Origin of the sequence: Enterobacter sp. Ap-867 (assembly GCF_011752855.1) — a bacterium.
In the GTDB taxonomy this organism is placed as follows: domain Bacteria; phylum Pseudomonadota; class Gammaproteobacteria; order Enterobacterales; family Enterobacteriaceae; genus Cedecea.
This window is the reverse complement of the sequence record NZ_VWWS01000001.1, coordinates 1294307-1318244: the sequence shown is the minus strand read 5'-3', so window position 1 is coordinate 1318244 and position 23938 is coordinate 1294307. Positions and strand designations below refer to the sequence as shown.

The following is a 23938-nucleotide window of genomic DNA, read 5'->3' as shown; positions in this document are numbered from 1 at the left end:
TCACTCCTTCGTTCCTTGTGGGTTGCCGTCAAACAGCAGGAACAGAACCGGCGTAATAAACAAGGTGATCAGCTGCGAGAACAGCAGCCCCCCGACAATCGCCACGCCCATCGGCTGGCGCAGCTCGGCCCCGGCCCCCAGGCCAAGCGCAATGGGGATGGCCCCCATGATGGCGCAAAGCGTGGTCATCATAATCGGGCGGAACCGCTGCAAGCAGGCCTGCATAATGGCATCATGCGGCGTCATGCCGTGCTCACGCTGCGCCACTAACGCGAAATCTATCATCATGATAGCGTTCTTTTTGACAATACCTATCAGCAGCAGAATACCAATCATCGCGATAAACGTAAGATCGAGATTAAACAGCCTGAGCGCCAGCAGCGCGCCCACTGCCGCCGACGGCAGACCAAGCAGAATGGTCAGCGGGTGGATCCAGCTTTCATACAGCACGCCGAGAATCACGTAAATCACCGCCAGCGCCAGCACAATCAGCCAGATCTGGCTGCTCTGGGACTGCTGGAACAGCGCCGCCTGCCCGGCGTAGGTGCCAAACACCGAAGACGGCAGATGAATCGCCTGCTGGGCCTGGGCAATGGCCGCCGTCGCATCCGACAGCGATTTCCCCGGCGCAAGGTCGAACGAAAGCGTAATCGCCGGCAACTGCCCCTGGTGGTTGACCGCCGTCACGCCCTGAGTGCGCGAAATCGTTGTAAAGGTGGTGATGGGCAGTAGCGCCCCACTTGATGACCGGACATAGATTTTCGACAAATCACTTTCGTCCTGTCGGAACGGCTCCTGCACTTCCATGATCACTTCGTAGCTGTCTTCCGGGGCATAAATTGTCGACACCTGGTAAGTCCCGAAGGCGTCATACAGCGTGTCGCGAATCTGCTGAATATCCACGCCCATCAGCGAAGCTTTGTTTCTGTCGGTGACCAACTGCGCCTGTAGCCCGTTGAGCTGGGCGTCGGTATTCAGGCCGACAAACACCCCGCTTTTTTGCATCTCTGCCATCAGCCGGTTGGCCCAGTCGTTGAGGCTGGTATCGCCGCTGCTGACCGCCTGCAGCGTGTACTGGTAGCTGCTTTTCGCACTGCGGCCGCCCACGCGCAGGTTTTGCACCGGGCTAAAGTAAACTTTAATGCCCGGCAAATAGCCGGTTTCCGAACGCAGCTGTTTGAGCACGGCATACAGCGGCGCGCGCTGGCCTTGATCTTTTAGCGTCAGGCTTAACTGCGTGGTGTCGTGGTCAACGCGGGTCAGGACGTCGCTGACGCTCGGATCTTTCATCAACGTTTTGCCCAGCTGCTGCGCCACGCCCAGCCGACCGAGATAGGACATATCCTGCGGCGCATCAATGCTGGCGGTGATCTGCCCGATATCTTCCTGCGGGAAGAAGCCTTTCGGTGAAAACCAGTACAGGCCGATGGTCAGCGCAATCGTGCTGAGCGCGACGCCGATCATAATCACGCGATGAGACACGGCCCATTCCAGCCCGTTCCCGTACTGGCGGCGCAGCGCTTCGAACCCACGCTCAAAGACCAGGCTCCAGCGCGGTTCAGGTTTGTCTTCCGGCGTGTGCTCGCGAATAAGTTTAGGCACCAACAAAGGAATAATGGTCAACGATGCCGCAGCCGAAACCAGAATCGTCAGCGACACCACATAGGCAAACTCGTGGAACAGCAGGCCAATCGTCCCCGGCATAAAGAAGATCGGAATAAACACCGCCACCAGGGAAAGCGAAATGGAGATAACAGTGAATGCTACCTCTTTCACCCCTTTCAGCGCGGCGCGATACGGCGTTTCCCCTTCTTCCATGTAGCGCATGATGTTCTCCAGCACCACAATCGCGTCGTCCACCACCAGGCCTACGGCAATGGTCAGCCCCATCAGCGAGATATTGTCCAGGCTCAGGCCAAAGGCGTACATCAGGCCGAAGGCGCCGAGCAGAGAAATGGGCAGGCTGAGCGCAGGAATGATCGTCGCCCGAATATGGCGCAGGAACATCAGGATCACCATCACCACCAGGGCGATGGTCAACAGCAGAGTTAACGTCACGTCATGAATCGCCGCGCGGATCGACAGCGAACGGTCGTTCAGAAACTTCACGCTCACCGAAGACGGCATCTGCGCCTGCAGTTTAGGCATCAGTTGGCGAATGGCATCGATGGTGGAAACAATGTTCGCGCCGGGCTGACGCTGCACGCTGAGTACAATCGCGCGGTTACCGTTCACAGCGCTGTAGCTCAGCGTATTTTCAATGCTGTCCTGCACGGTGGCCACATCTGATAGCCTGACCGGCTGGCCGTTTCGCGTGGCGACAATGACTTTGGCGAAGTCTGCAGCGTTGCGCAAATCGCCGCTGGTTTGCAGCATCACCATCTGGCGTTTACCGTCCAGTTCGCCTATCGGTGAGTTGTCGTTGGCGGCCGCGAGCGCGGTATGTACATCTTCCAGCGTAAGATTTGTCGCCGCCAGCTTGTCCGGGTTGACCTCCACGCGCACGGCATAGCGTTTCTGCCCCAGCACCGTCACCTGCGCCACGCCGTTCAGGGTGGAAAGCGCCGGTGAGATCAGGTCATCCGAGAAGCGGTTCAGGTCAGACAGCGCCATCGACGGGGAATCGATGCCAATTTGAATGATCGGCGCATCCGCCGGGTTAATTTTGCGGAATGACGGCGGCGTGGTCATCTGCGACGGCAGCTGTTTTAACGCCTGGTACAGCGCGGACTGCACGTCCACCGCCGCCGAATCAATATCCCGGGACGGATCGAACTCAATGACGATAGTCGTGGCGCCCTCGAGGCTGTTGGAGGTCATGTTCACCACGCCGGGAATGGTCGACAGCTTTTTCTCCAGCGGCGTCGCCACCGACGAAGCCATGGTTTCGGGGCTGGCGCCGGAAAGCGAAGCGCTGACCTGAATCGTCGGCGTGTCGTAGTTGGGCAGCGCGGCAATGGGCAGTTTAAACCAGCACACCGCGCCGGCGACCATCACCGCCAGCCACAGCAGCATCACGGCAATCGGCCGTTTCAGGCATTGTTCGGCAAATGTCATGATGCAGACCCCGCTGGCGCGTTAACCACCTTCACGGCCATTCCCGGACGCAGGGCGTTGGCCCCTTCCAGCACCACTTTCATGCCGGGCTGAATGCCGCTCACCACCGCCATTTGCTGCTGGATGCGCAACAATGTGACCGGTTGCGTTGTGGCGTGCATTTGGGCGTCGATAACGTAGACAAAATGCCCGTCGGGGCCGTCCTGCACGGCCTGAGGCGGTAAAACAACGACATTCGGCGTGCTGCCCGCGCTGACCGTAATGTTCTGATAGGCCCCCGGCCAGAGCTGGTTTTCACCGTTCGCAAAGCGGGCTTTAAAGTTCACCGTGCCGCTGTCCTGGCTGACGGTGTTATCAATGAAACTGAGCGTGCCGGTCACCGGTTTTCCGCTGGCGTCGGTCACTTGCACCTCCACCGGCCCCTGATGCTGCGCGGCGACCACCGCGTTGAGATCCTGCTCCGGCAGGGTAAATTCTGCGCCAATCGGGTCAAACTGATTAATACTGACCATCGGTAACGTGCTGCCCGGCTGCGCAAGGCTGCCGATATGCACGTTCAATGCGCCTGTTTTGCCGCTAACAGGCGCGTAAATGCGGGTATAGGCGAGCTGCGCCTGGGCGGTGTGTATATCATCCTGGGCGGACTTGTACTGCGCCGCCGCCTGCTGTTGCGCGCTGACCAGCGCATCCCAGTCTGAAGACGAAATGTAGTGAGTTTTCAGCAGCGGCTGGCCACGGCTGAGGTCGCGAGCGGCTTTATCCAGCTCGGCTTTAATGACCCCCAACTGGGCCTGGGCGTGACCCAGCGCGGCCTGCTCTTCGGCATCATCCAGCACAAACAACAGCTGCCCTTGCTTAACAAAATCCCCTTCGTGGAAGGCAACCTGGCTTACCGGGCTGGTGATTTGCGCGCGAATATCCACCTCATTGAGCGACACGAGATGCCCCTGGGTGGAGAACGTTAGCGGCAGCGTTTGGCTGGCCGCGGCTATCAGGCTAACTTTCGGCAGCGCCGTTTTCTTTTGCGTTGCCGGCGATGAGGCCTGGGAGTACAGCCAAAGTCCTGCCACCCCTGCCAGCACGCAGGCCATCGCCAGCCCTTTTTTTGACCATTTTATGTTCATGATGCAGCGCTTCTCTGAGTCCCGGTATAGCAGGAATGTTACGCCCGTCACACCAACAGAACGCCGCCACTAAAATGACAAGTTTGTAATTTTGCTTCTCATTCAATTTTCTGCCAGGATTCCTCGCCCTCTTTTTCACGGCCTCCGCAGCCAGAATTAACGGGCGGAAAAGGACGGCGCTTTTTAACTCAAAGGCAGACAGGAATCTCAATGAAAACAAAGACTGAAGCGGAACACCGCGCCGCCAAACGGCGCTGGTTGAATTCTCAGGACTCGGGGTATCACCAGGCGATGGGCAATCGCCACGTGCAGATGATTGCTATCGGCGGTGCCATCGGTACCGGCCTGTTCCTCGGCGCAGGTGCGCGCCTGCAGGCAGCAGGGCCCGCGCTGGCGTTAATTTATCTGGTTTGCGGCATTTTCTCTTTCTTCATCCTCCGCGCTTTGGGCGAGCTGGTTATCCATCGCCCGTCCAGCGGCAGCTTCGTCTCCTACACCCGTGAATTCCTCGGTGAAAAAGCCGCCTACGTTTGCGGCTGGATGTATTTCGTCAACTGGGCGATGACCGGTATCGTGGACATCACCGCCGTGGCGCTCTACATGCATTACTGGGGCGCGTTCGGCGATGTGCCGCAGTGGGTCTTCGCCCTCGGCGCGCTCGCCGTGGTTGCGGCGATGAACATGATTGGCGTGAAATGGTTCGCCGAGATGGAGTTCTGGTTTGCGCTGGTCAAAGTGTTGGCTATCGTCGCCTTCCTGATCGTCGGCACCATTTTCCTCGGCACCGGGAAACCGATTGACGGTAACAGCACCGGGTTCCATCTGATAACCGATAACGGCGGTCTCTTCCCCCACGGTCTGCTGCCTGCGCTGGTACTGATTCAGGGCGTAGTGTTCGCCTTCGCCTCTATCGAATTGGTAGGTACCGCCGCCGGGGAATGTAAAGACCCGAAAACCATGGTGCCGAAGGCCATTAACAGCGTTATCTGGCGTATCGGCCTGTTCTATGTTGGCTCCGTGGTGCTGCTGGTTCTGCTGCTGCCGTGGAACGCCTATCAGGCGGGACAAAGCCCGTTCGTGACCTTCTTCTCGAAGCTCGGCGTGCCTTACATCGGCGACGTGATGAATATCGTGGTGTTAACCGCCGCGCTCTCCAGCCTGAACTCCGGCCTGTACTGCACCGGGCGTATTCTGCGTTCGATGTCGATGGGCGGTTCCGCGCCACAGTTCATGTCGAAAATGAGCAAGAATCAGGTGCCGTATGCCGGGATTCTGGTCACCAGCGGCGTGTACGTGCTTGGCGTGTTCCTCAACTATCTGGTGCCTTCGCAGGTGTTTGAGATCGTGCTGAATATGGCGTCTCTGGGCATCATCACCTCCTGGGCGTTTATCGTGCTGTGCCAGATTCGCCTGCGCAAGGCGATTAAAGAAGGGAAAGCGGACGACGTGAGCTTCAAGCTGCCGGGCGCGCCGTTTACTTCCTGGCTGACGCTGCTGTTCCTGCTTGGCGTGCTGGTCTTGATGGCGATGGATTACCCGAACGGGACGTTCACGATTGCTTCTATTCCGGTGTTGGCGATTCTGCTGACGCTGGGCTGGTTTGGCGCTCGTAAGCGCGTGCATGAAGTGGCTCAGCAGGTCCACGATCACCACGAGTAGTGCCCCTCACCCTAACCCTCTCCCCACCGGGGAGAGGGGATAAACCAGTATATCTTTACCTCTATGGGGTCAGTCCACCCCTACGATGTAGGATTATCAGTTAAATGGTACTGTTAAATTTTCTGGCAGGAACTACCCATGCACCTTTACCGTTCATGCCCCGCATCCAGGTTCCGGTAAAGTTATTTTCCCGTTGTCCAAATCGAGCAGGTTCTTTGAGTATTTTTGTTGTCTTAAAACGTTGACTTAAACCACTGGCTTGAAGGTATGCATCCATTAACCCTGGCCCCGTCAGATATATAGTTATTTGATGGCGAAGAGAAGGTACTGCTCTCTTTCCTACCCACATTATTTCCCTTAATGGGATTTCTTTCAAATCGCTTAATGCCTTTCTTAATAAATCCTTACCCGCAGTTCGACCAAATCCCATTTCATAAAGGTGATTTTTCGTATAGGGCGCAATTGCATAGTTAATCATTTTTTTCAGGGTATTAGTATTTGGTTGACTGACAATAACTGCATTGGATAATCGTGTTTTATTATCCAGCACCTCCTGATGTATTAATATATCAGACGCACCAGTACTGCTTATTCTTTCTGGAGATATTAGCCCAAGGCTACCGGACACCATAACATCAACATCCATATAAATACCGCCGAATTTTTCTAAAATGACCAATCGTAAAATATCAGAGGCTGCTGCATAATTATGGTAAGTACTATCAGACATTTCCCGCTCAATAGCGGATTGAACATATCCTGTCATATCAGGTAAACCACGGCAATTTATCAGGCTTATAAATCGAGAACTGTAACCAAAGTTAATGACATCATTAATTATTCTGTGTGGATTGGTGGTCCAAAGATAGACTGTGTAATGTGGATTATTTGATTTGAAGTGTATGATATTACTTACTGCGTATTGTGGTAATGGTTGATTGCCAATCCAAATGTAATGTGCATTTTTAGGATACATCCTTTACTCCGTTAAAATTGTCATTTATTTAGTATTAGATTATTTTTACGCTTCTATTTTTAAAAAAACCTCACAGCAATCAGGAGTAAATATCAAATATAAATTAAATGCCAGCAAGCATAAGTTCAACAAGAACTAGCTTAATAATTTCGAACTATGTTGATTGAGACATTAAAGAGCATTAATTAAGATTCTAATAACACGATTAATTGCTTGCCCTGCAATATTTTGCACCCAGACAAAAAAATCAAAAAAACGCTGCTTAAATTGCACACCGCGGGTTTTCCGCGGTCTGACCCAGAGTGGAGAGCCGGCTATATTTTCCGTTTTCCCAGCGGCCCCCACTTTCGGTGAACAGAACTTCATCGCCATCACATTCGCAGTAAACTTATTCACAACACCCCGCTATACACTACCGGCCCCGTCGGCTGCCCGGTTGGCGAACCGCCCTGCGGCTCCAGGCTGATGGCGATCGTCACACCTCGTGACAATGTCACGTTTCCGTTACTCACCTGGGTCACCGATTTACTGTCCAAAAGCCCAAGTGAGACGGGCTTCGCGCCAACCGGGATAGCCCACAGCTGCAGGCTATTGCTGGCGGAGACGGAGGCCAGCTGCAGCGGCGTCAGGCGCAGCGTTTTACGGTCGCTGTCGGCGCTCACCAGCCACTGCCCCTGCTGGCTGGCACCGTTAAGCACCATGAGCGGTGCCAGCTCCGGTGCTTTGCTACTGAAGTATGGCACCAGCGCAACTGCAGCCAGCCCGGCGGCGAGCGCCCAGCCAAGATAGTTCCAGTTCCAACGCGAGCGCACGACGGCATTCCGCTCGGGCGGCAGGCTAAGCTGAATTTTCTTCCACACTGTTTCCGGCGGAAGCTGCGGCTGGGTCTGGCTGTCCAGGCCACCAAGCAGGGTTTGCCAGCGGCCCACGAGCGCGGCGAGATCCGGCTCGGCATGGAGACGTTTTTCGAAGCGCAACCGGGCACTCCCGCGCAGCGTGCCCAGCGCGTATTCAGAGGCCAGGGCGTTATCTATTTCTTGGCTGCTGTTCATAGTCCGACGCAATCCTTAAGGTGATCCAGCGCCCGCCGAATCCAACTTTTTACCGTGCCGAGGGGCTGCTGTAGCCAGTCGGCGATATCGCCGTGGGACATCCCCTGGTAGTAGGCCAGCACCACGCTCTGCCGCTGCTCGCTGGTCAAATTGTCCAGGCAACCGCGCAGGCGGCCTGCCTGTTGTTCATCGCCCCAGCCGTTGTCCCCTTCATTTTCAATGTCGGCCGCGTTGTCGCCGAGTTCGTCTTCCTGATTTGCCGCGCGGGACTGGCCGCTGCGCAACCAGTCGATACAGCGGTTGCGAACGATGTGGGTCAGCCAGGTCACGGGGGCGCTGATGGCCGGATCGTAGCCTGAGGCTTTATTCCATACCGTGAGAAAAGCATCGTGCAGAATCTCTTCGGCCCACGCCCGGCGCTGCACGGTACGCAGCGCCACGGCAAACAAATGGGGGGACGTCAGGCGATAGAGTTGTTCAAATGCGCGGCGGTCGCCCTCAGCAACCGCCCGCATCAGTTTTACCTGCTGTTCTACCAGAGTTTTATCCATAATTTTCTCGACCAGGCGACGGGCCTGGATCGAGTATAGACACTCACTTCGGCATCAGTACGGTATCAATCACGTCTATCACGCCATTTTTCTGGTTCACGTCATAGGTGCTGATATTGGCGATGTTGCCTTTCCCGTCTTTAATCTGAATATTGTGCGGGCCATTGTTCATGATCCACAGCGGCTGGCCGTTCACCGTTTTTAATTCTGCGCTGCCGCCACCCTGCTGGATTTTTTTCTCCAGCGCTTTCATGTCGTATTTCCCTGCCACCACGTGGTACGTCAGGATGCTGGTCAACGTGGCTTTATTTTCTGGTTTCACCAGGTTGCTGACCGTGCCCGCCGGCAGTTTGGCAAACGCGGCATCGGTTGGGGCAAAGACGGTAAACGGCCCTTTGCTCTCCAGCGTATCCACTAAACCTGCGGCCTTCACCGCCGCAACCAGCGTGGTGTGATCTTTAGAATTCACCGCATTTTCAATGATATTTTTCGACGGGTACATCGCCGCGCCGCCGACCATAACAGCGTCGTGATTCATCGCGGCAATGCATAGAGAACTGAAAAAAACGGAGGCGCACACGGCGGAGGTAAAGTACTTGTTCATGTTCAATTCCTCAATTGTAGGGAGCAAGAGAGTTGCTCACAGTCTGATATACGATTGAGGGGGCGCCGCTGGATGCAGAAAAAATTAAAAATATTTCGCCGTTAATTTCATCAGTCATAACTTATTGTTAACGTTACGTGCGCTAATAATTTTCAAAACTTACACACAGGAACTAACATATACAGTTCACAATCCTGACAATTGCGCATACCGTAAAACACTCCCCGATGAAGAAACCCCAGAAAAAAACGCTCCACACGCATAAAACCGCCCTTTCCCTTCTCCTGATCCCGGCTTTCACTCCCGGTTTTACACAAGCCGCTGACACACAGCCCAAAGACGAATCTACGCTGCTGGTCACCGCTAAACCGACAACCGTTTCTGAGCTCGATACACCAGCTGCGGTCAGCGTGGTGTATGGCGATGATTTGCGCCAGGCCGCCCCACGGATAAACCTGTCGGAAAACCTCGGCAGCGTGCCGGGCCTGCAAATTCAAAACCGCCAAAACTATGCTCAGGATTTACAGCTTTCCGTGCGCGGTTTTGGTTCACGCTCGACGTACGGCGTGCGCGGCGTGCGCATGTATGTGGACGGCATCCCGGCCACCATGCCGGATGGCCAGGGGCAAACGTCCAATATCGATTTGAACAGCGTGGACAGCGTGGAAGTGCTTCGCGGCCCGTTCTCAGCGCTCTACGGCAACTCGTCCGGCGGTGTGGTTAATGTCAAAACGGAAACAGGCCGACAGCCGCCAACCGTTGAGGCCAGTAGTTACTACGGAAGCTTTGGCAGCTGGCGCAACAGCGTGAAAGCCACCGGCTCCACCGGCGACGGCACGCAGGCCGGGGATGTGGACTATGCAATTTCTGCCTCGCGCTTTACCACGCACGGCTACCGTGACCACAGCAGCGCGCAGAAGAATCTTGGGAATGCAAAGCTCGGCGTGCGTCTGAATGACGTCAGCAAGCTGACATTGCTGTTCAACAGCGTGGATATTGACGCCAACGATCCCGGCGGCCTGACCGAGCAGGAGTGGCGCGATAACCCAACACAGGCACCCCGCGCCGATCAGTACAATACGCGAAAAACAACGAAGCAAACTCAGGGCGGCCTGCGCTACGACCGGCAGCTCAGCGAGCACGATGACCTGAGCGTGATGATGTACGCGGGCGTGCGCGAAACTACGCAGTTTCAGTCCATTCCTGAATCAGCGCAGAAAAACCCAACGCATCCGGGGGGCGTGATCCAACTGGCAAGGCATTACCAGGGCATCGATACCCGCTGGACGCACAACGGCGAACTCGGCAGCGTGCCGGTCAGCTTCACCACCGGGCTGGACTACGAGACGATGACCGAGAAGCGCAAAGGCTACGAGAACTTTGTGACGGTCAATGGCGCGACGGTGCTCGGCGAACAGGGCAATCTGCGCCGCAACGAACGCAACCTGATGTGGAACCTCGACCCGTACCTGCAAACCACGTGGCAGCTTACCGATAAACTCAGTCTGGATGCGGGCATGCGCTTCAGCTCGGTCTATTTTGATTCCAACGATTATTACATCGTCGGGAAAAACGGCGACGACAGCGGCAGCGCCAGCTATCACAAGTGGCTGCCTGCGGCCTCGCTGAAATATGCCGTCACCGACGGCTGGAATATTTACACGTCCGCTGGCCGCGGGTTTGAAACGCCGACCATCAACGAGCTTTCTTACCGCGACAACGGCGCGGCCGGGCTTAACTTTGCTCTGCAGCCGTCCACCAGCACAACGGTAGAAGTAGGCAGCAAAAACCGCGTTGGCAATGGCCTGTTTACCGCCGCCCTGTTCCAGACCGACACCGATAATGAGATCGTGGTTGATCAAAGCGGCGGCGGGCGTACCACCTATAAAAATGCCGGCGAAACTCGCCGCCGTGGGCTGGAACTTTCCCTCGATCAGCAGTTTGCCGCCGACTGGCGACTGAAAATGGCCTGGACGTACCTGGAGGCGACCTACCGCACCAACGTATGCGGGGCAAATGACTGCCGCGGTAACCGAATGCCGGGCATCGCCCGCAACATGGGTTACGCGTCGTTTGGCTACGCGCCTGAAGACGGCTGGTATGCGGGCGCGGATGTTCACTACATGAGCGATATCCAGGCGAATGACCAGAATAGCGCCAAAGCCCCGACCTGGACCACCGTGGGATTGAATACCGGCTACAAGCTTCACGTGCGGCAAAACTGGCTGCTGGACATCTGGGGACGAGTTGATAATCTGTTCGACCGCGATTACGTTGGGTCGGTGATTGTCAATGAAGGCAATGGCCGCTATTTCGAGCCAGCGCCAGGGCGTAACTATGGTGTGGGCGTCAACGTCAGCTACAGCTTCCAGTAAGCTTTTTCCCCTCCGGCTTTTGTCGGGGGAGATTAAAAAGGAATTTTATGTCACCTAATCTCACCCTTCGGGATGCCACCCTGGCGGACATCGAGACTATTTTCACCATCCGCACCAGCGTCAAAGAGAATCATCTGTCGCGCGAAGAAATGGCTGAAATGGGCATCACACCGCAGACTATTGCCGATATTATTGTCGAATCGCCGTGTATCTGGCTGGCAGACGTGGGGGGTGAGCCGGCCGGTTTCTCGATGGCGATTGCCGAAGAAGCCTGCCTGTTTGCCATGTTCGTTCTGCCTCAGTTTGAAGGCCAGGGCGTCGGCAGACTGCTGCTGGAAAAAGCCGAGGCGTTTCTCTTTGCTCAGCAGCCCACTATCTGGCTTGAAACGGCGGCAGCCAGCCGCGCCGCTGCGTTTTATCAGCGCCACGGCTGGCTGGCTGTGGGGGAGCAAGGTGGGGAAGATATTCGCTTCGAAAAATCACGCCCTGCAGCTGCGAAATAACAACTCCCTTACCCATCGGTGCGCGCTGTCGTGATGCGTGCGCTCATGCCAGGCGGCGACTTTGGTAAAACCAGGGATCGCCAGCGGCGGCTGATGGCTGACGATACTCGCTTGTCCGGCAATAAGCCTCGCGGGTACCACGGCTATCAGATCGCTGGTTTTTAAAATCTCGGTTAAAAATAAGAAGCTCTGCACCGACAGGCTAACCCGCCTCGAACGCTTTATTTTTTGCAAAGCGCTGTCGGTCACGCCGCTAAACTCCCCACCGCTCCACGACACCAGCGCATGATCGCAGGCGCAAAACTGATCCAGGGTGATCGCCCTCTGCCGGGCCAGGCTATGCTGCTGCCCCATCGCACAAACGTAATGCTCCTCATACAGCGTATGAACGTGGAGGTCAGCCGACAGCGAAAAAGTCGTCATGATGGAAAGGTCCAGCTCGCCGCTTTCCAGCATCGGCTGAAGCTGGCCGTCAACCGGCGGGCGCACCGAGACGCGCATATTCGGCGCTTCACGCCGGAGTGCATTAATAAAAGGCAGCACGATGGCCTGCAGCGCATAGTCCGTGGCCGCGAGGGTAAACGTCAGCGTAGACGTTTTAGGATCGAACTCAGCCGGGCGCAGCAGCAGTTCAACTTCGTGCAGGATGCGTTTCACTTGCTGCTCGAGCTGTAACGCTCGCTCCGTTGGCACGATGCCCCGCTGGCTGCGGATAAACAGCGGATCGTCGAAGCTTTCGCGCAGCCGCGTCAACATCCCGCTGACGGCAGGCTGCGTCAGAGACAGGCGCGAGGCGGCGCGAGTTACGCTGCGCTCCTGCAGCAAAGCATCGAAGGTTTTCAGTAAGTTAAGATCCAGACTGCGTAAATCGCGCATCGCTTGCCTCCAGATATAAAATTACATTATATCTGAGATTAAATTTGACGATTGGTTTTATATCCAGCGTGTCGATATTCTCGCCTCACAGCAACGAAACGTGAGGAATCCAACATGCATTCAATTCATTGGCCGCAGGGCTTTATCCCCGGTTTTAGCGACAACTTCGCTTCTAACGAAATCATTATGATCGGGCTGGACGCCAGCGAAGTCTGGCGCTGGCTGACGCAAACCTCGGCCTGGGAACGCTATTACAGCAACGTGTCCGATATTGTGTTTCATGATGCCAGCGGGCCGACGTTAACGGCAGGGTCGCGCTTCCGCTTTACGACCTTTAGTTTCCCGGTTGAAGCCGAAGTGGTGGAGTTTGTCGCCCCGCAGGGGGAAATCCCAGGCCGTCTCGCCTGGCACGGCTGGGTTGGCAGCGAAGCGTCCCCAGAGCTGGTCGTGCATCACGCCTGGCTGATTGAGAATCTCTCGTCTGGCCGGGTACGTATCTTGACTCAGGAAACGCAAAACGGGCAGCCCGCGCGTGACCTGGCGAGGACGTTGCCTAACCCTATGCTAAACGCACATCAGGAGTGGATTTGCGGCCTGGCAAATTATGCGCTGAGCCAGAAGAAATAGCGTTAAGGTTTTTGCCCCGCCGTCAGTGCCGTCTGCCAGCGTTATAAAATACCCACCATGTAGCGCTGTTCCTCATCGGCCAGCGCTCTCCCCGACCGTATCGCGTGCTAATTTCCTCACAGGAAAAGAGTGTTGTCCAGATGGCAATTCGTATCTGCAGGATTCTCCCCTTATGCTGAGCGTCGCTATTACACTGAGGACGCCATGACACGCTTTCTAATCTGCAGTTTTGCCCTGATTTTGCTCTACCCTGCGGGCATTGATATGTATCTGGTCGGTTTACCGCGCATTGCGGCCGATCTTAACGCCAGCGAGGCGCAGCTGCATATTGCCTTCTCCGTTTATCTTGCCGGAATGGCCTGTTCCATGCTTTTTGCCGGCCGCGTGGCGGACCGCTCGGGGCGTAAGCCGGTGGCAATATTCGGTTCGGTAATTTTTATTGCCGCCTCCCTGATATGCGCCTCGGCGCAGCACAGCACGCTGTTTCTGGCGGGCCGGCTGGGTCAGGGGATCGGGGCGGGAGCCTGCTACGTGGTCGCTTTTGCAATTCTGCGGGATGCCCTGGATGAGCGACGCAGAACCAAAGTGCTCTCGTTAATGAACGGAATCACCTGCATCGTGCCGGTGATGGCGCCGGTGCTGGGGCATCTGATTATGCTTATTTTCCCGTGGCAAAGTTTGTTCTATACCCTGACCGGAATGGGGCTCGCGGTATTGCTGCTTTCCCTGCTGGTACTGAAAGAGACGAGGCCAGCAGCCAACGGTGCCAGCTCATTGGTTTCTTTGCCGAAAGCCGAGTCGTTGATTAACCGTTTCTTCCTCAGTCGGCTGGCCATAACAACCCTTAGCGTAACGGTCATCCTCACCTTCGTTAATACCTCCCCCGTGTTATTGATGGAGGGGCTGGGTTTAGCTCGCGGGGAATACGCCACCACAATGGCGTTAACGGCCGTCGTCAGCATGAGCGTTTCATTCTCTACTCCGTTTGCCCTGAGCATATTTCAGCCCCGCACAATGATGATAACGTCTCAGACGCTGTTTCTGGCGGCGGGTGTGCTCCTGAGCATGGCCGATTCAAACTTGCTCACGCTGGTCGGACTCACGCTTGTGTGCGCAGGTTTCTCCGTCGGATTTGGCGTGGCCATGAGCCAGGCGCTGGGGCCATTTTCACTTCGGGCAGGAGTAGCCAGCTCAACGCTCGGAGTGGCACAGGTGTGTGGTTCATCGTTGTGGATATGGCTGGCCGCCATTTTGCGTATCGATGCGCTGAATATGCTGATCGGAATTCTGATTGGCTGTAGCATTGTCAGCCTTTTACTGATTTTCCTTGTCGCCTCTCCCAGAGCCGTAGTTGAGTATGAAGAAAACAATCAACAGCCTCGATCTTAATTTGCTGCTCTGCCTGCAGTTGCTGATGCAGGAGCGCAGCGTCACCCGCACGGCAAAACGGCTGAGCGTCACGCCTTCGGCGATCAGCAAATCGCTGGCAAAACTGCGGGCGTGGTTTGATGATTCATTATTTGTCAATACTCCTCAGGGACTCGTCCCTACGCCACTGATGGTAAGCATGGCGCAGGAACTGGCGGACTGGATGCAGATGAGCCATCAGCTGCTGGATAACGCTCACCATGAGACGCCGAGCGGACTGAAGTTTGAGCTTGTGGTTGAATTACCGCTGATGATGATCATGTTCAATGCCCTGTCGCAGCAAATTTATCAGCGCTATCCTCAGGCGACTATCAGGCTGCATCACTGGGATTACGACGCGCTGGACGCCATTACGAGTGGAAGTGTGGATGTTGGTTTCACCGGTCGTGAGAGCTATCCGCGTTCTCAAGGACAGCTGAGTCTGCCGTTGTCTATCGACTGTGAAGTGCTCTTTTATGACTCTCCCTGTGTCTGGCTGAGGGAAGATCATCCGGCTCTCCAGGAAGAGTGGAACCTGGACACTTTTTTGCGCTATCCCCATATCAGCATTTATTGGGAACAAAGCGATACCTGGGCGCTGGATGATATCCTGAGAGAAATGGGGCGCAAGCGGGATATTGCGTTGAGCCTGCCGGGATTCGAGCAGTCTCTGTTTATGGCCGCTCAGCCCGGGCACTCTCTGCTGACGACCGCTCCGGGCTACTGCCGGCATTACGGCCAGCTTCACCACCTGCCGCTGGTCTCCCGTCCCCTGCCGTTTGATGCCGGGCTTCTGCAAAAATTCCGGGCACCCTATATGATGATCTGGCACAAACGTAACCGCCATAACCCGAAAATTATCTGGCTCAGGCAGGCGATTAAGGCACTTTATGCCGATCTCGTTATCGCCGGTAAAACAGCCAATGTCTAAACGTTTTCCAGCTAAGCAAGGCCGATAGAATCCCGGCGCGAGTGAATGTTTCTTCCCCCGCGCCAGGGCAGGCTCTAGCTGCGTTCGATGTCTTTTGCCGCCTGATCCAGCGTGTCGATAATCTTATACAGCGTCTCTTTCGACAGCTCGGCGCTGCCCAGTTTGGCGTGCAGCGCCGTTTTAAAATTATGAATAGCCCGCTGCACTTCGGGCAAACGGCGGTTGTCGCCGAGAACGCCAAGGGTAGCGAGTCGAGTGGTCACCGCTTCCAGTTCGAGCTGCTGCTCTTCAAGCGAGGTTTGTCCTTCCGCCGTCAGCGTGAAGGATTTTTTCCCGCTTTGCCCTTCGCCCACCGTAATAAAGCCCATCTCCTCCATCAGCGTCAGGTTCGGGTAAATAATACCGGGGCTCGGCACATATTCCCCTTTCGCCATCCCTTCGATGGATTTGATCAGTTCGTAGCCGTGGGCCGGGCCATTTGCCAGCAGATGCAGGATCAGCAGGCGGATATCGTTGGCGTCAAACAGACGTTCGCGGCGATGGCGAGCGCGTCCCTCCGGGTGGCTTTGCTCATGGCGGCCATGACCGCCCCTGCCGCGATGCTGTTCGTGGCGCTCGCATTTGTGCTGTCTCAGATGATGAATACGCATAGTTTGGGACCTTATTTGTCATGCCAGTAGGCGACGGCGCGTACCAGGTCGGCGTCCAGGGCGCGGACTTCCAGCAGGTAATCTCCCAGCGCTTTAGCCTCTTTGCCTTCGCCAACAATCCAGATGTAATAGTCGTCGGCAGGGATCTCAATCTGCTTCAGGTACCCGGCGATCTCCGCGTGAGTTAACGCCCGCACATTTACCGCAGGGAATTCGTTCAGATAGCCCAGGCTGTCGGAATGGTGGCAGTTAACCAGGACTTCGACCTGAACATCCTGACTCAGCGACTGCAGACGGCGGCGCACTGCAGGCAGCCCGCTTTCATCGGTCACGTACAGCTGCCAGTGATAATCCGTTGGGGTGACCAGAGAGCCCCGTGGGCCACCGATGAACAGCTTGTCACCCGGCTGCGCATCTTTCGCCCAGCTGCTGGCTACGCCGCCGTCGTGCAAATAGAAATCCAGGGTTAATTCACCGCGTTCGGCATTGAAATCCAGCGGCGTATAGTCACGCGACTGTGGGCGAGCCCCCTCTCCCCAGACAATGCCCTCGCTGGTGACCTGCGGCGGAGTGAATTCGCCATTTTCAGCCGGGAAGAAGACTTTGATGTGGTCGTCAAATCCCTGGGAAGAGAAATCCGCCAGCTGCGGGCTGGTGAAGACCAGACGGTAAAACGTATTGGCAATCAGCGTTTTCGTTTTAACCGTTAATTCACGAAACTTCAGTTCGTTACGAACCCGAACCGGCACTTTTTTAGCGTTATTTTGCGTTGTCATAGCGTACCTTTTAGGTATGTAAGATATATCATAGACATATCTTAGAGCACGACACAGCGGCTGTCTTTATCATTTTGCGGCGTTATCACCAGGTTTAAACAATGAGAATGACATCCATTCCGGCAAGGTGCTGCCGGGATCGCAAATTGACAAAACGATGCTTTTTTGTACTTTCCCTTATCGCAAATTCGGTTCTAAACTGAAGTTGGCATCAGCCAGTTGTTAATCCACTCACCAACCTACTGACCAGGGAGGCCTGACATGTTTCCTGAGTACCGTGATTTGATTACCCACCTGAAGTCCGAAAACCCCCGCTTTCTCAGCCTGTTTAACAAACACAACCGTCTTGATAGCGAGATTTTGCGCAAGGAGGGGCCGCAAGGGACGGGATACAACGATGAAGTTGTGCAGATGAAGAAAGAAAAACTGAGGGTAAAACAAGAGCTTTATCAGATGTTGAAACAGGCCAGCCAGCCGGCCTGATAGCATTGAAACCGGGGAAGGGTTTGCCCTTCCCTTGTTGTCTCCAGAGGTTACAGCGCCACACCCAGCGCCCGCAGTATGCCAATCATTTTCCCAGCCCCCAAATAGTTCAGGTGATCGCCGTCGCGGAAATCTTCGCGTGCAAAAGCGGGATGTTCTGAGAGATCGATAAAACGCGAATGCGCCCCTTCAAGGTCTGCAAAATATTGACGATGCGTCTGTTTCATCTCAGCATCAAGATTGTCCACGTAGTCTGACGGGAAAGACGGCGTTAGCCAGATAACCTTTTTGCCTTTTGTCGCCAACTGAACGCTCATCTCAGCCACGCGGGGTTTATTCTCTGCAAGCGTTGTCTGGTGCTTCACTGATTTCGAGTGAGAGATCCCCCGCTTTTGGGCTTCCTCTTTCTGCTGCATGGCAGGGAGTGAGTCGCTGCGGGCAAAAACAAGGCGTGCGGACTCACAAATTTGCGTCCTGGCATTATTATCCTCGAGTCCATTTATCGCTTGCCCTTGCACCGGCGTCGGCATCACCAGCCGGCTAAACGCCTGCATGCCGTCGGCGGTTATCCCTTCTTCCGGCTTTATCCTGTAATGGCTATTGAGCTGGCTCCAGGCGTGGATGATTTGCTGGTTAAAGTCATCTTTTGTTTTTAACAGGTCGCTGTACAGATCAAAGAAGCCCAGGCAATACACAAAGTTTTGCACGTGCGGATAACGTTCAATAATATGCGCCGTTAATTGCTGGGCCTGCTTCAGCCCCAGGCTGTGGGTAGAAAGATTTATGCTGTGTTCAAACAGCGCGTCAGGGAAGCCATAAAAACTGTAGGAGTTACCTATAATGACTGTTCTGACGTTTGGATTAGCCAGCGCGGTATATTGCTGCGCCAGCAAATGCGTGTACTGAGTAGCTGTTGTGCTTAAGGGAATGAAATTATCAATCAGCAAATCGTACAACGAAATGCAGCCTATGGCCTGAGGATGTTCAACCGCAAAGGCCAGCTTTAATCCCTGCGGATCGTAGAGAATAAAAGGGGCCGTGCTGGCGGCAATTTTGTTATGAAAAGCGGTGATTTCCTGCTGATTTGTCTCTTCATAACTGAGGTAATAGAGGTTATTGATGGCCGAATCTCTGAAGCGCGATCCGAGCATTTGCAGCTTGTTCAGCTCGCCAAAATAAAAAATATCGATACCGTTGCGCGCCAGCGCGCTCAGCCAGAAAAGATAGAGTGACAGGTAGAGTTGATTCAGGTTTTGCTGTTTACCTTCCAGCCAGTCACTCAGGGCATTAATCAAATCGAGCGTAATATTGCTTTCATCCAGGCATGCCTGGTTTGAGAAAAGATAATCGGCGAGCCTCTGAGGAACCTGAGCCGCCTGCTCAGCGTTTTCTATGTCCCTCAGAAAATGCTGGAGCTGTTTTAAAAAGTGATTTTGCATAATGTCTTGTTGTATTCGCGCAAGAAGTATCGCTGATACTACCAGCCACCAATACAAGCAAACGCACGATTACCCCCCTTCCATCATGCTAATCTCGGGCGAAGGATTAGCTCACCAGCCGGAACGAAATCTCGTACAACGCATTCAATCCCGGATAGATTTCACCAATCACCTGTTTAAGCTCTGCCAGCGTCATGTTCTCCTGGCGGGCGTGTTCCTCGTCCAAATCATCAAGCAGCACCGGCGTCACGCCGATCACGTCGATCGTACAGAAATAGACGTCATCTTCGTAGCGGCCCACGCGCAAACGCTGGCCGGGCTGAAAATGAGATTCGCTGCTGTCGCGCAGCGTAATCGTTTTTAGCCCGGCGATAATGTCGTGCTCAAAGCGGCGGAAAAAAGTGATATCGTTAGCCATGCTACCTCCTGATAAACATTCGGCAGCATGATAAATCCCTTAGACGAACGGCGCTAACGGATCCGCCGTTTCAAAGGCGATTTTTCTGTCTGCCACCGGCGGGTAAATGAGTTCCTGAGTAATCGACAACTTAATTTTCTTCGCTTCCTCGCGCACGTGCGTCACTTTTTGCTCCCAGCCTTCGGTAAACACCGCGCCCCAGCCGCCGAGATCGAGACAGGTGACATAGTTAATCTGGCGGTACGGCAGTGGCGCGACGTCCAGCAGACTTGCCGCCACGTTATAGCCCACAAAGCGGCCTAGCATGATGGCGTGCTGGCAGGTCATTAGCGCGAGGTTGCCCTGTTCATCCGTCTCGGCACGCGCCACATCCCCCGTCGCAAAAATAGCTGGCTGCCCTTCCACCCGCAAAAAAGCATCCACGTGCAGACGGCCTTGCTTATCACGTGGGGCATTAATCTGCGCGGTTAGCGGGCTGGCCTGCACGCCTGCGGTCAGAATTACCGTGCTGGAGGCGATGCGTTCGCCGTCGGCCAGTACAATGCCGTTCGCATCAATTTCGCGGACGTCGGTATTCAGTCGCCACTCCACGCCCAGCTCTTCGCTGGCGGTAGCAATCACATCCCGCAGTTCGCGGCTGTAGCGACCGCCGATTTTATCGCCCCGTTCCACCACAATAACGCGAGCATTTGTTTCTTTGCCCAGTACCGCGCGCAATCTGCCCGGCAGTTCGGTCGCCATTTCAATGCCTGTAAAGCCGCCGCCACAGACAATGACCGTGTTGCGGGCTTCGCTTTCCGGCTGCTGCGCTAAGTCTGAAATGTGCTGCTCCAGGCGCAGGGCGCTCTCGAGCTGGTCGAGGTCGAAAGCATGCTCTGCCGCGCCGTCGATCAGGTCGCGCTTGAGGTTGCTGCCGGTAGCCAGAACAAGCCGATCGTACTGTCGCGGTGTGCTGTTGCCCTGTTCGTCACGGTACCAGACGCACTGATTGACGCTGTCGATACGCTGCGCCTCGCCTTTCACAAAGGTCACGCCGGTAACGTCGAACAGCGGCTGAAGAGGAGCGACCAGCGAAGCCACCTCGGTTTCGTAAAAACGTGGGCGAACGCGCAGCTCAGGCTGGGGAGCCAGCACGGCGATCTCAATGTCGTCACGGTTATGCATCGCCACCAGTCTGGCCGCGCTCAGGGCCGCCCACATACCGGCAAAGCCGGCGCCAAGGATCAGGATCTTCTGTTGCATGGTTCTACTCCGGTAAAGGCCCTCAGTGGCCAACGACTGCGACTATACTTGTCGCAGTTAACTACGACAAGATCTTTCGGAGTTTATTTTTAATCCTCTGTTTTCGGGGTTACAGATTGCATCGCGTGAGTAAAATCCCTACATTACCTGGATTAAATGAGTCGGAGGCAGCATGGCGTTTTACAGTTCGGGCGTGGAGTACGGCATTCATAGCCTGATATGCATGGTGGATGGCAAAGGCGAAGGCCGCGAAATGAACGTGCGCGAAATCGCCGAACTGCAGGGCGTGCCCTACGACTACCTCGGTAAAATTTTCACCAAACTTTCCAGGGCGGGGCTCGTCATCAGCAGCGAAGGTAAAGGCGGGGGGTTTATCCTTTCTCGCCCGCCGGACCAAATCAGCGTGCTGGACATTGTGGCAGCCATCGACGGTGAGAAAAGTATTTTCGACTGCAAAGAGATTCGACAGCGACTGGCCGTCTTTGAAGCAACGCCGCCCGAATGGGCCTGCGAAGGGATTTGCGGCGTGCGCGCGGTAATGAACATTGCCCAGCAGCGTATGGAAGAAGCGCTAGCCCAGCATACCGTACTGGATCTGGCCCGCCGCATGTACCGCAAGGCACCGGATGAATTTGTTATCGAAGTCCAGGACTGGATCCGCGACCGGCGGAGCAATTAGCCTTTCGCTTAGTACAATTTCGCAGATTCAAAGCCAGCCAGCGCATAAGCCGCTGGCTTTTTTGTTTAAAAAACAGGCTTAAACCGGCAAAAGACGGCTCGTTTAGCCATCCCCCATTCCGGACATCCGAACGGCTTTCCTTCCCTACCGCCAGAACAGCACATTATATTACTTTCCGATCTAAACCACGGGTTTATGTTCTTTAGAAGCGTCAATTCACCGCCCTATCATTCCATACATGAACACTTTTCATGTTGAGAGAACGATGATTGCCGATTCCGTCCTGGACCTGATAGGCCACACCCCGCTGCTGCGGCTCAATCACCTTGATACCGGCCGCTGCGAGCTGCTGCTTAAGCTGGAAAACCAAAACCCCGGCGGTTCAATTAAAGACCGCGTTGCCCTGTCGATGATCGAACATGCCGAGCGCAGCGGTAAGCTGCAGCCGGGGGGCACGATTATTGAAGCCACAGCGGGCAACACCGGGCTGGGGCTGGCGCTGATTGCCACGCAAAAAGGCTACCCGCTGATTCTGGTGGTGCCGGACAAAATGAGCCAGGAAAAGATTTTCCACCTGCGAGCGCTGGGCGTGGACGTGCGCCTGACCCGCTCGGACGTCACTAAAGGCCACCCGGAATATTACCAGGATTACGCCCTGCGGCTGGCGGCAGATATCCCGGGCAGTTATTACATCGATCAATTCTCTAACGCCGCAAACCCGCTGGCCCACACCAGCGGCACGGCCGTTGAGCTTTGGGAGCAAACCGGGGGCCACATTGACGCCATCGTCGTAGGCGTCGGCTCCGGCGGCACGCTGGGCGGCCTGCAGCAGTTTTTCCACCAGCATTCCCCGCAAACCGAGTTTGTGCTGGCCGATCCCTGCGGCTCCATTCTTGCCGATGTGGTTGAGCACGGTAGATATGGCGAAGTGGGCAGCTGGCTGGTGGAAGGCATCGGTGAAGACTTTGTGCCATCGCTTGCCGACTTTGAGCGCGTCCAGCACGCATACCGGATCAGCGACCGCGAAGCGTTTTCCACGGCCCGTGAATTGCTAACCCACGAAGGCATCCTGGCGGGTTCTTCAACTGGCACCCTGCTCGCCGCCGCCTTGCGCTATTGCCAGGCACAGAACACGCCGAAACGCGTGGTCACCTTCGCCTGCGATAGCGGTAACAAATATTTATCAAAAATGTTTAACGATCAATGGCTCAGCCAGCAAAACCTGGCATAACTATTAAGGAAAATTCATGAATAAATTTGCTACCCAGAGCGTGCACAGCGGTACTTTCGAGGATGCACACGGCGCGGTGATGCCACCGATTTATGCCACATCGACTTTTGCCCAACCGGCACCTGGCCAGCATACCGGTTTTGAATACTCGCGCAGCGGCAACCCCACCCGCCAGGCGCTGGAAACGGCGATTGCCGAACTCGAAGGCGGCCAGCGGGGTTACGCGTTTGCTTCTGGCCTCGCGGCTATCTCAACCGTGCTCGAGCTGCTGGACAGCGGCAGCCATATTATCGCCGTTGACGACGTGTACGGCGGCACCTGGCGACTGATTGAAAACGTGCGCAAACGCAGCGCCGCGCTCCAGGTAAGCTGGGTAAAGCCTGACGATCTCGACGGGCTGCAGGCGGCCATTCGGCCTGAAACACGCATGATTTGGGTGGAAACCCCCACCAATCCGCTGCTCAAGCTGGCAGACCTGGCGGCGATTGCGGATATCGCCAAACGCCATCGCCTGATAAGCGTGGCCGACAACACCTTCGCTTCGCCTGCGCTTCAGCGCCCGCTGGAGTCCGGGTTCGATATCGTGGTGCACTCGGCCACCAAATACCTGAACGGCCATTCTGATGTAGTCGCCGGGCTGGCGGTGGTCGGCGTTAATGACGATCTGGCGCAGCAGCTGGGTTATTTGCAAAATGCGGTCGGCGGCGTGCTCGACCCGTTCAGCAGTTTCCTGACGCTGCGGGGCATTCGTACTCTGGCGCTGCGCATGGAACGCCACAGCAGCAACGCGCTCCAGCTGGCAGAGTGGCTCCAGACGCATCCTGAGGTAGAAAAAGTCTATTTCCCATGGCTGGAGACTCACCCGCAGCATCAGCTTGCACGCCAGCAAATGTCGCAGCCTGGCGGCATGATTTCTATTGTGGTTCGCGGGAATGAAAAGCGGGCCGAGGAAGTGATCCGTAAGCTGAAGCTGTTTACGCTCGCCGAAAGCCTGGGCGGCGTGGAAAGCCTGGTCAGCCAGCCCTTCAGCATGACCCATGCTTCTATCCCGCTAGAACAGCGTTTAAGTAACGGCATTGTGCCGCAGCTAATTAGATTGTCAGTGGGGATTGAAGATGCCGGAGACTTGCAGGCCGATCTCGCGCAGGCGCTGAGTTAGCCGAACGCCAATTAATGCTGCCATAAATATAAATGATGGCCTTTTGCTGGCTCTGAGCACATCCAGAGTAATACAAAAGGCCATTTATTTGCTGTGCGTTAATAAATTAAAGACGTTTA

Annotated in this window: 21 protein-coding genes and 1 pseudogene; 10 read left to right on the top strand and 12 right to left on the bottom strand. The window is 55.4% G+C overall.

What is annotated here, in order from left to right; genetic code table 11:
• Positions 1 to 3057 (bottom strand): efflux RND transporter permease subunit, encoded by a 3057-nt coding sequence (locus F3J26_RS06200; protein WP_166992366.1) that lies wholly within the window; start codon positions 3055 to 3057, stop codon positions 1 to 3.
• Positions 3054 to 4181, bottom strand: coding sequence for an efflux RND transporter periplasmic adaptor subunit (locus F3J26_RS06195; protein ID WP_166992363.1), 1128 nt, complete (start codon positions 4179 to 4181; stop codon positions 3054 to 3056). Before F3J26_RS06195 ends, F3J26_RS06200 begins: the two co-directional genes overlap by 4 nt.
• 210 nt (positions 4182 to 4391) lie before the next feature.
• Here F3J26_RS06195 and ansP point away from each other — a divergent pair, with 210 nt between their 5' ends.
• On the top strand, positions 4392 to 5840 hold the full coding sequence (ansP, locus tag F3J26_RS06190; RefSeq protein WP_008458826.1) for an L-asparagine permease: 1449 nt from the start codon (positions 4392 to 4394) through the stop codon (positions 5838 to 5840).
• A 100-nt stretch (positions 5841 to 5940) separates the two neighbouring features.
• On the opposite strand, the gene F3J26_RS06185 is transcribed toward ansP, so the two are convergent.
• The 4 genes from F3J26_RS06185 to F3J26_RS06170 form a co-directional block, all read right to left on the bottom strand.
• The gene (locus F3J26_RS06185) at positions 5941 to 6816 is read right to left on the bottom strand and encodes a glycosyltransferase family 32 protein (RefSeq protein ID WP_166992360.1); all 876 of its coding nucleotides are present in this window, start codon (positions 6814 to 6816) and stop codon (positions 5941 to 5943) included.
• Between the two features lie 392 nt (positions 6817 to 7208).
• Positions 7209 to 7868 (bottom strand): anti-sigma factor domain-containing protein, encoded by a 660-nt coding sequence (locus F3J26_RS06180; protein WP_166992357.1) that lies wholly within the window; start codon positions 7866 to 7868, stop codon positions 7209 to 7211.
• Complete coding sequence (locus tag F3J26_RS06175; RefSeq protein WP_166992354.1) at positions 7865 to 8419, bottom strand: sigma-70 family RNA polymerase sigma factor; 555 nt, start codon at positions 8417 to 8419, stop codon at positions 7865 to 7867. The genes F3J26_RS06180 and F3J26_RS06175 overlap by 4 nt, the downstream gene beginning before the upstream one ends.
• Before the next feature lie 43 nt (positions 8420 to 8462).
• The gene (locus F3J26_RS06170; protein ID WP_166992351.1) at positions 8463 to 9023 is read right to left on the bottom strand and encodes a fasciclin domain-containing protein; all 561 of its coding nucleotides are present in this window, start codon (positions 9021 to 9023) and stop codon (positions 8463 to 8465) included.
• A gap of 227 nt (positions 9024 to 9250) precedes the next feature.
• Between F3J26_RS06170 and pqqU the strand changes: the two genes are divergently transcribed.
• Entirely contained in the window at positions 9251 to 11398 is a 2148-nt protein-coding gene (pqqU, locus tag F3J26_RS06165; protein WP_166992348.1) for a TonB-dependent receptor PqqU, read from the top strand.
• Between the two features lie 47 nt (positions 11399 to 11445).
• On the top strand, positions 11446 to 11901 hold the full coding sequence (locus F3J26_RS06160) for a GNAT family N-acetyltransferase (protein ID WP_166992345.1): 456 nt from the start codon (positions 11446 to 11448) through the stop codon (positions 11899 to 11901).
• On the opposite strand, the gene F3J26_RS06155 is transcribed toward F3J26_RS06160, so the two are convergent.
• The gene (locus F3J26_RS06155; protein ID WP_166992342.1) at positions 11878 to 12777 is read right to left on the bottom strand and encodes a LysR substrate-binding domain-containing protein; all 900 of its coding nucleotides are present in this window, start codon (positions 12775 to 12777) and stop codon (positions 11878 to 11880) included. The two genes, F3J26_RS06160 and F3J26_RS06155, sit on opposite strands and share 24 nt — an antisense overlap.
• 114 nt (positions 12778 to 12891) lie before the next feature.
• Here F3J26_RS06155 and F3J26_RS06150 point away from each other — a divergent pair, with 114 nt between their 5' ends.
• The 3 genes from F3J26_RS06150 to yidZ all read left to right on the top strand — a co-directional run bounded on the left by F3J26_RS06150 (position 12892) and on the right by yidZ (position 15742).
• Positions 12892 to 13404, top strand: coding sequence for an SRPBCC family protein (locus F3J26_RS06150; RefSeq protein ID WP_166992339.1), 513 nt, complete (start codon positions 12892 to 12894; stop codon positions 13402 to 13404).
• A 204-nt stretch (positions 13405 to 13608) separates the two neighbouring features.
• Positions 13609 to 14793: an MdtL family multidrug efflux MFS transporter gene (locus F3J26_RS06145; RefSeq protein WP_166992336.1), complete on the top strand. Its 1185-nt coding sequence runs from the start codon at positions 13609 to 13611 to the stop codon at positions 14791 to 14793.
• Complete coding sequence (yidZ, locus tag F3J26_RS06140; protein WP_166992333.1) at positions 14762 to 15742, top strand: HTH-type transcriptional regulator YidZ; 981 nt, start codon at positions 14762 to 14764, stop codon at positions 15740 to 15742. The genes F3J26_RS06145 and yidZ overlap by 32 nt, the downstream gene beginning before the upstream one ends.
• 74 nt (positions 15743 to 15816) lie before the next feature.
• On the opposite strand, the gene F3J26_RS06135 is transcribed toward yidZ, so the two are convergent.
• Positions 15817 to 16392, bottom strand: coding sequence for a PadR family transcriptional regulator (locus F3J26_RS06135; protein ID WP_008458805.1), 576 nt, complete (start codon positions 16390 to 16392; stop codon positions 15817 to 15819).
• A gap of 11 nt (positions 16393 to 16403) precedes the next feature.
• Positions 16404 to 17168 carry a siderophore-interacting protein gene (locus F3J26_RS06130; protein ID WP_166992330.1) on the bottom strand — a complete coding sequence of 255 codons (765 nt, stop codon included), beginning with the start codon at positions 17166 to 17168 and terminating at the stop codon, positions 16404 to 16406.
• A 261-nt stretch (positions 17169 to 17429) separates the two neighbouring features.
• Here F3J26_RS06130 and F3J26_RS06125 point away from each other — a divergent pair, with 261 nt between their 5' ends.
• Entirely contained in the window at positions 17430 to 17651 is a 222-nt protein-coding gene (locus tag F3J26_RS06125) for an HP1242/YdcH family protein (RefSeq protein ID WP_008458803.1), read from the top strand.
• A 50-nt stretch (positions 17652 to 17701) separates the two neighbouring features.
• Here the strand turns inward: F3J26_RS06125 and F3J26_RS06120 are convergent, their stop codons facing one another.
• From F3J26_RS06120 to F3J26_RS06110, 3 genes are all read right to left on the bottom strand, one after another.
• Positions 17702 to 19090, bottom strand: a complete 1389-nt coding sequence (locus F3J26_RS06120) for a hypothetical protein (RefSeq protein WP_166992327.1) — start codon at positions 19088 to 19090, stop codon at positions 17702 to 17704.
• A 106-nt stretch (positions 19091 to 19196) separates the two neighbouring features.
• Positions 19197 to 19508, bottom strand: coding sequence for a N(4)-acetylcytidine aminohydrolase (yqfB, locus tag F3J26_RS06115; RefSeq protein ID WP_166992325.1), 312 nt, complete (start codon positions 19506 to 19508; stop codon positions 19197 to 19199).
• A 39-nt stretch (positions 19509 to 19547) separates the two neighbouring features.
• Positions 19548 to 20750, bottom strand: coding sequence for an NAD(P)/FAD-dependent oxidoreductase (locus F3J26_RS06110; protein ID WP_166992322.1), 1203 nt, complete (start codon positions 20748 to 20750; stop codon positions 19548 to 19550).
• 172 nt (positions 20751 to 20922) lie between these two features.
• On the opposite strand from F3J26_RS06110, the gene F3J26_RS06105 reads away from it, so the two are divergent.
• From F3J26_RS06105 to F3J26_RS06095, 3 genes and pseudogenes are all read left to right on the top strand, one after another.
• A complete protein-coding gene (locus tag F3J26_RS06105; RefSeq protein WP_008458799.1) occupies positions 20923 to 21429 on the top strand; it encodes an RrF2 family transcriptional regulator in 507 nt (168 codons plus the stop codon).
• A gap of 265 nt (positions 21430 to 21694) precedes the next feature.
• Positions 21695 to 22654: pseudogene (locus F3J26_RS06100) on the top strand (PLP-dependent cysteine synthase family protein); the annotation flags it as partial.
• A 22-nt stretch (positions 22655 to 22676) separates the two neighbouring features.
• Positions 22677 to 23819, top strand: a complete 1143-nt coding sequence (locus F3J26_RS06095; RefSeq protein WP_166992318.1) for a trans-sulfuration enzyme family protein — start codon at positions 22677 to 22679, stop codon at positions 23817 to 23819.
• Positions 23820 to 23938 lie beyond the last annotated feature (119 nt).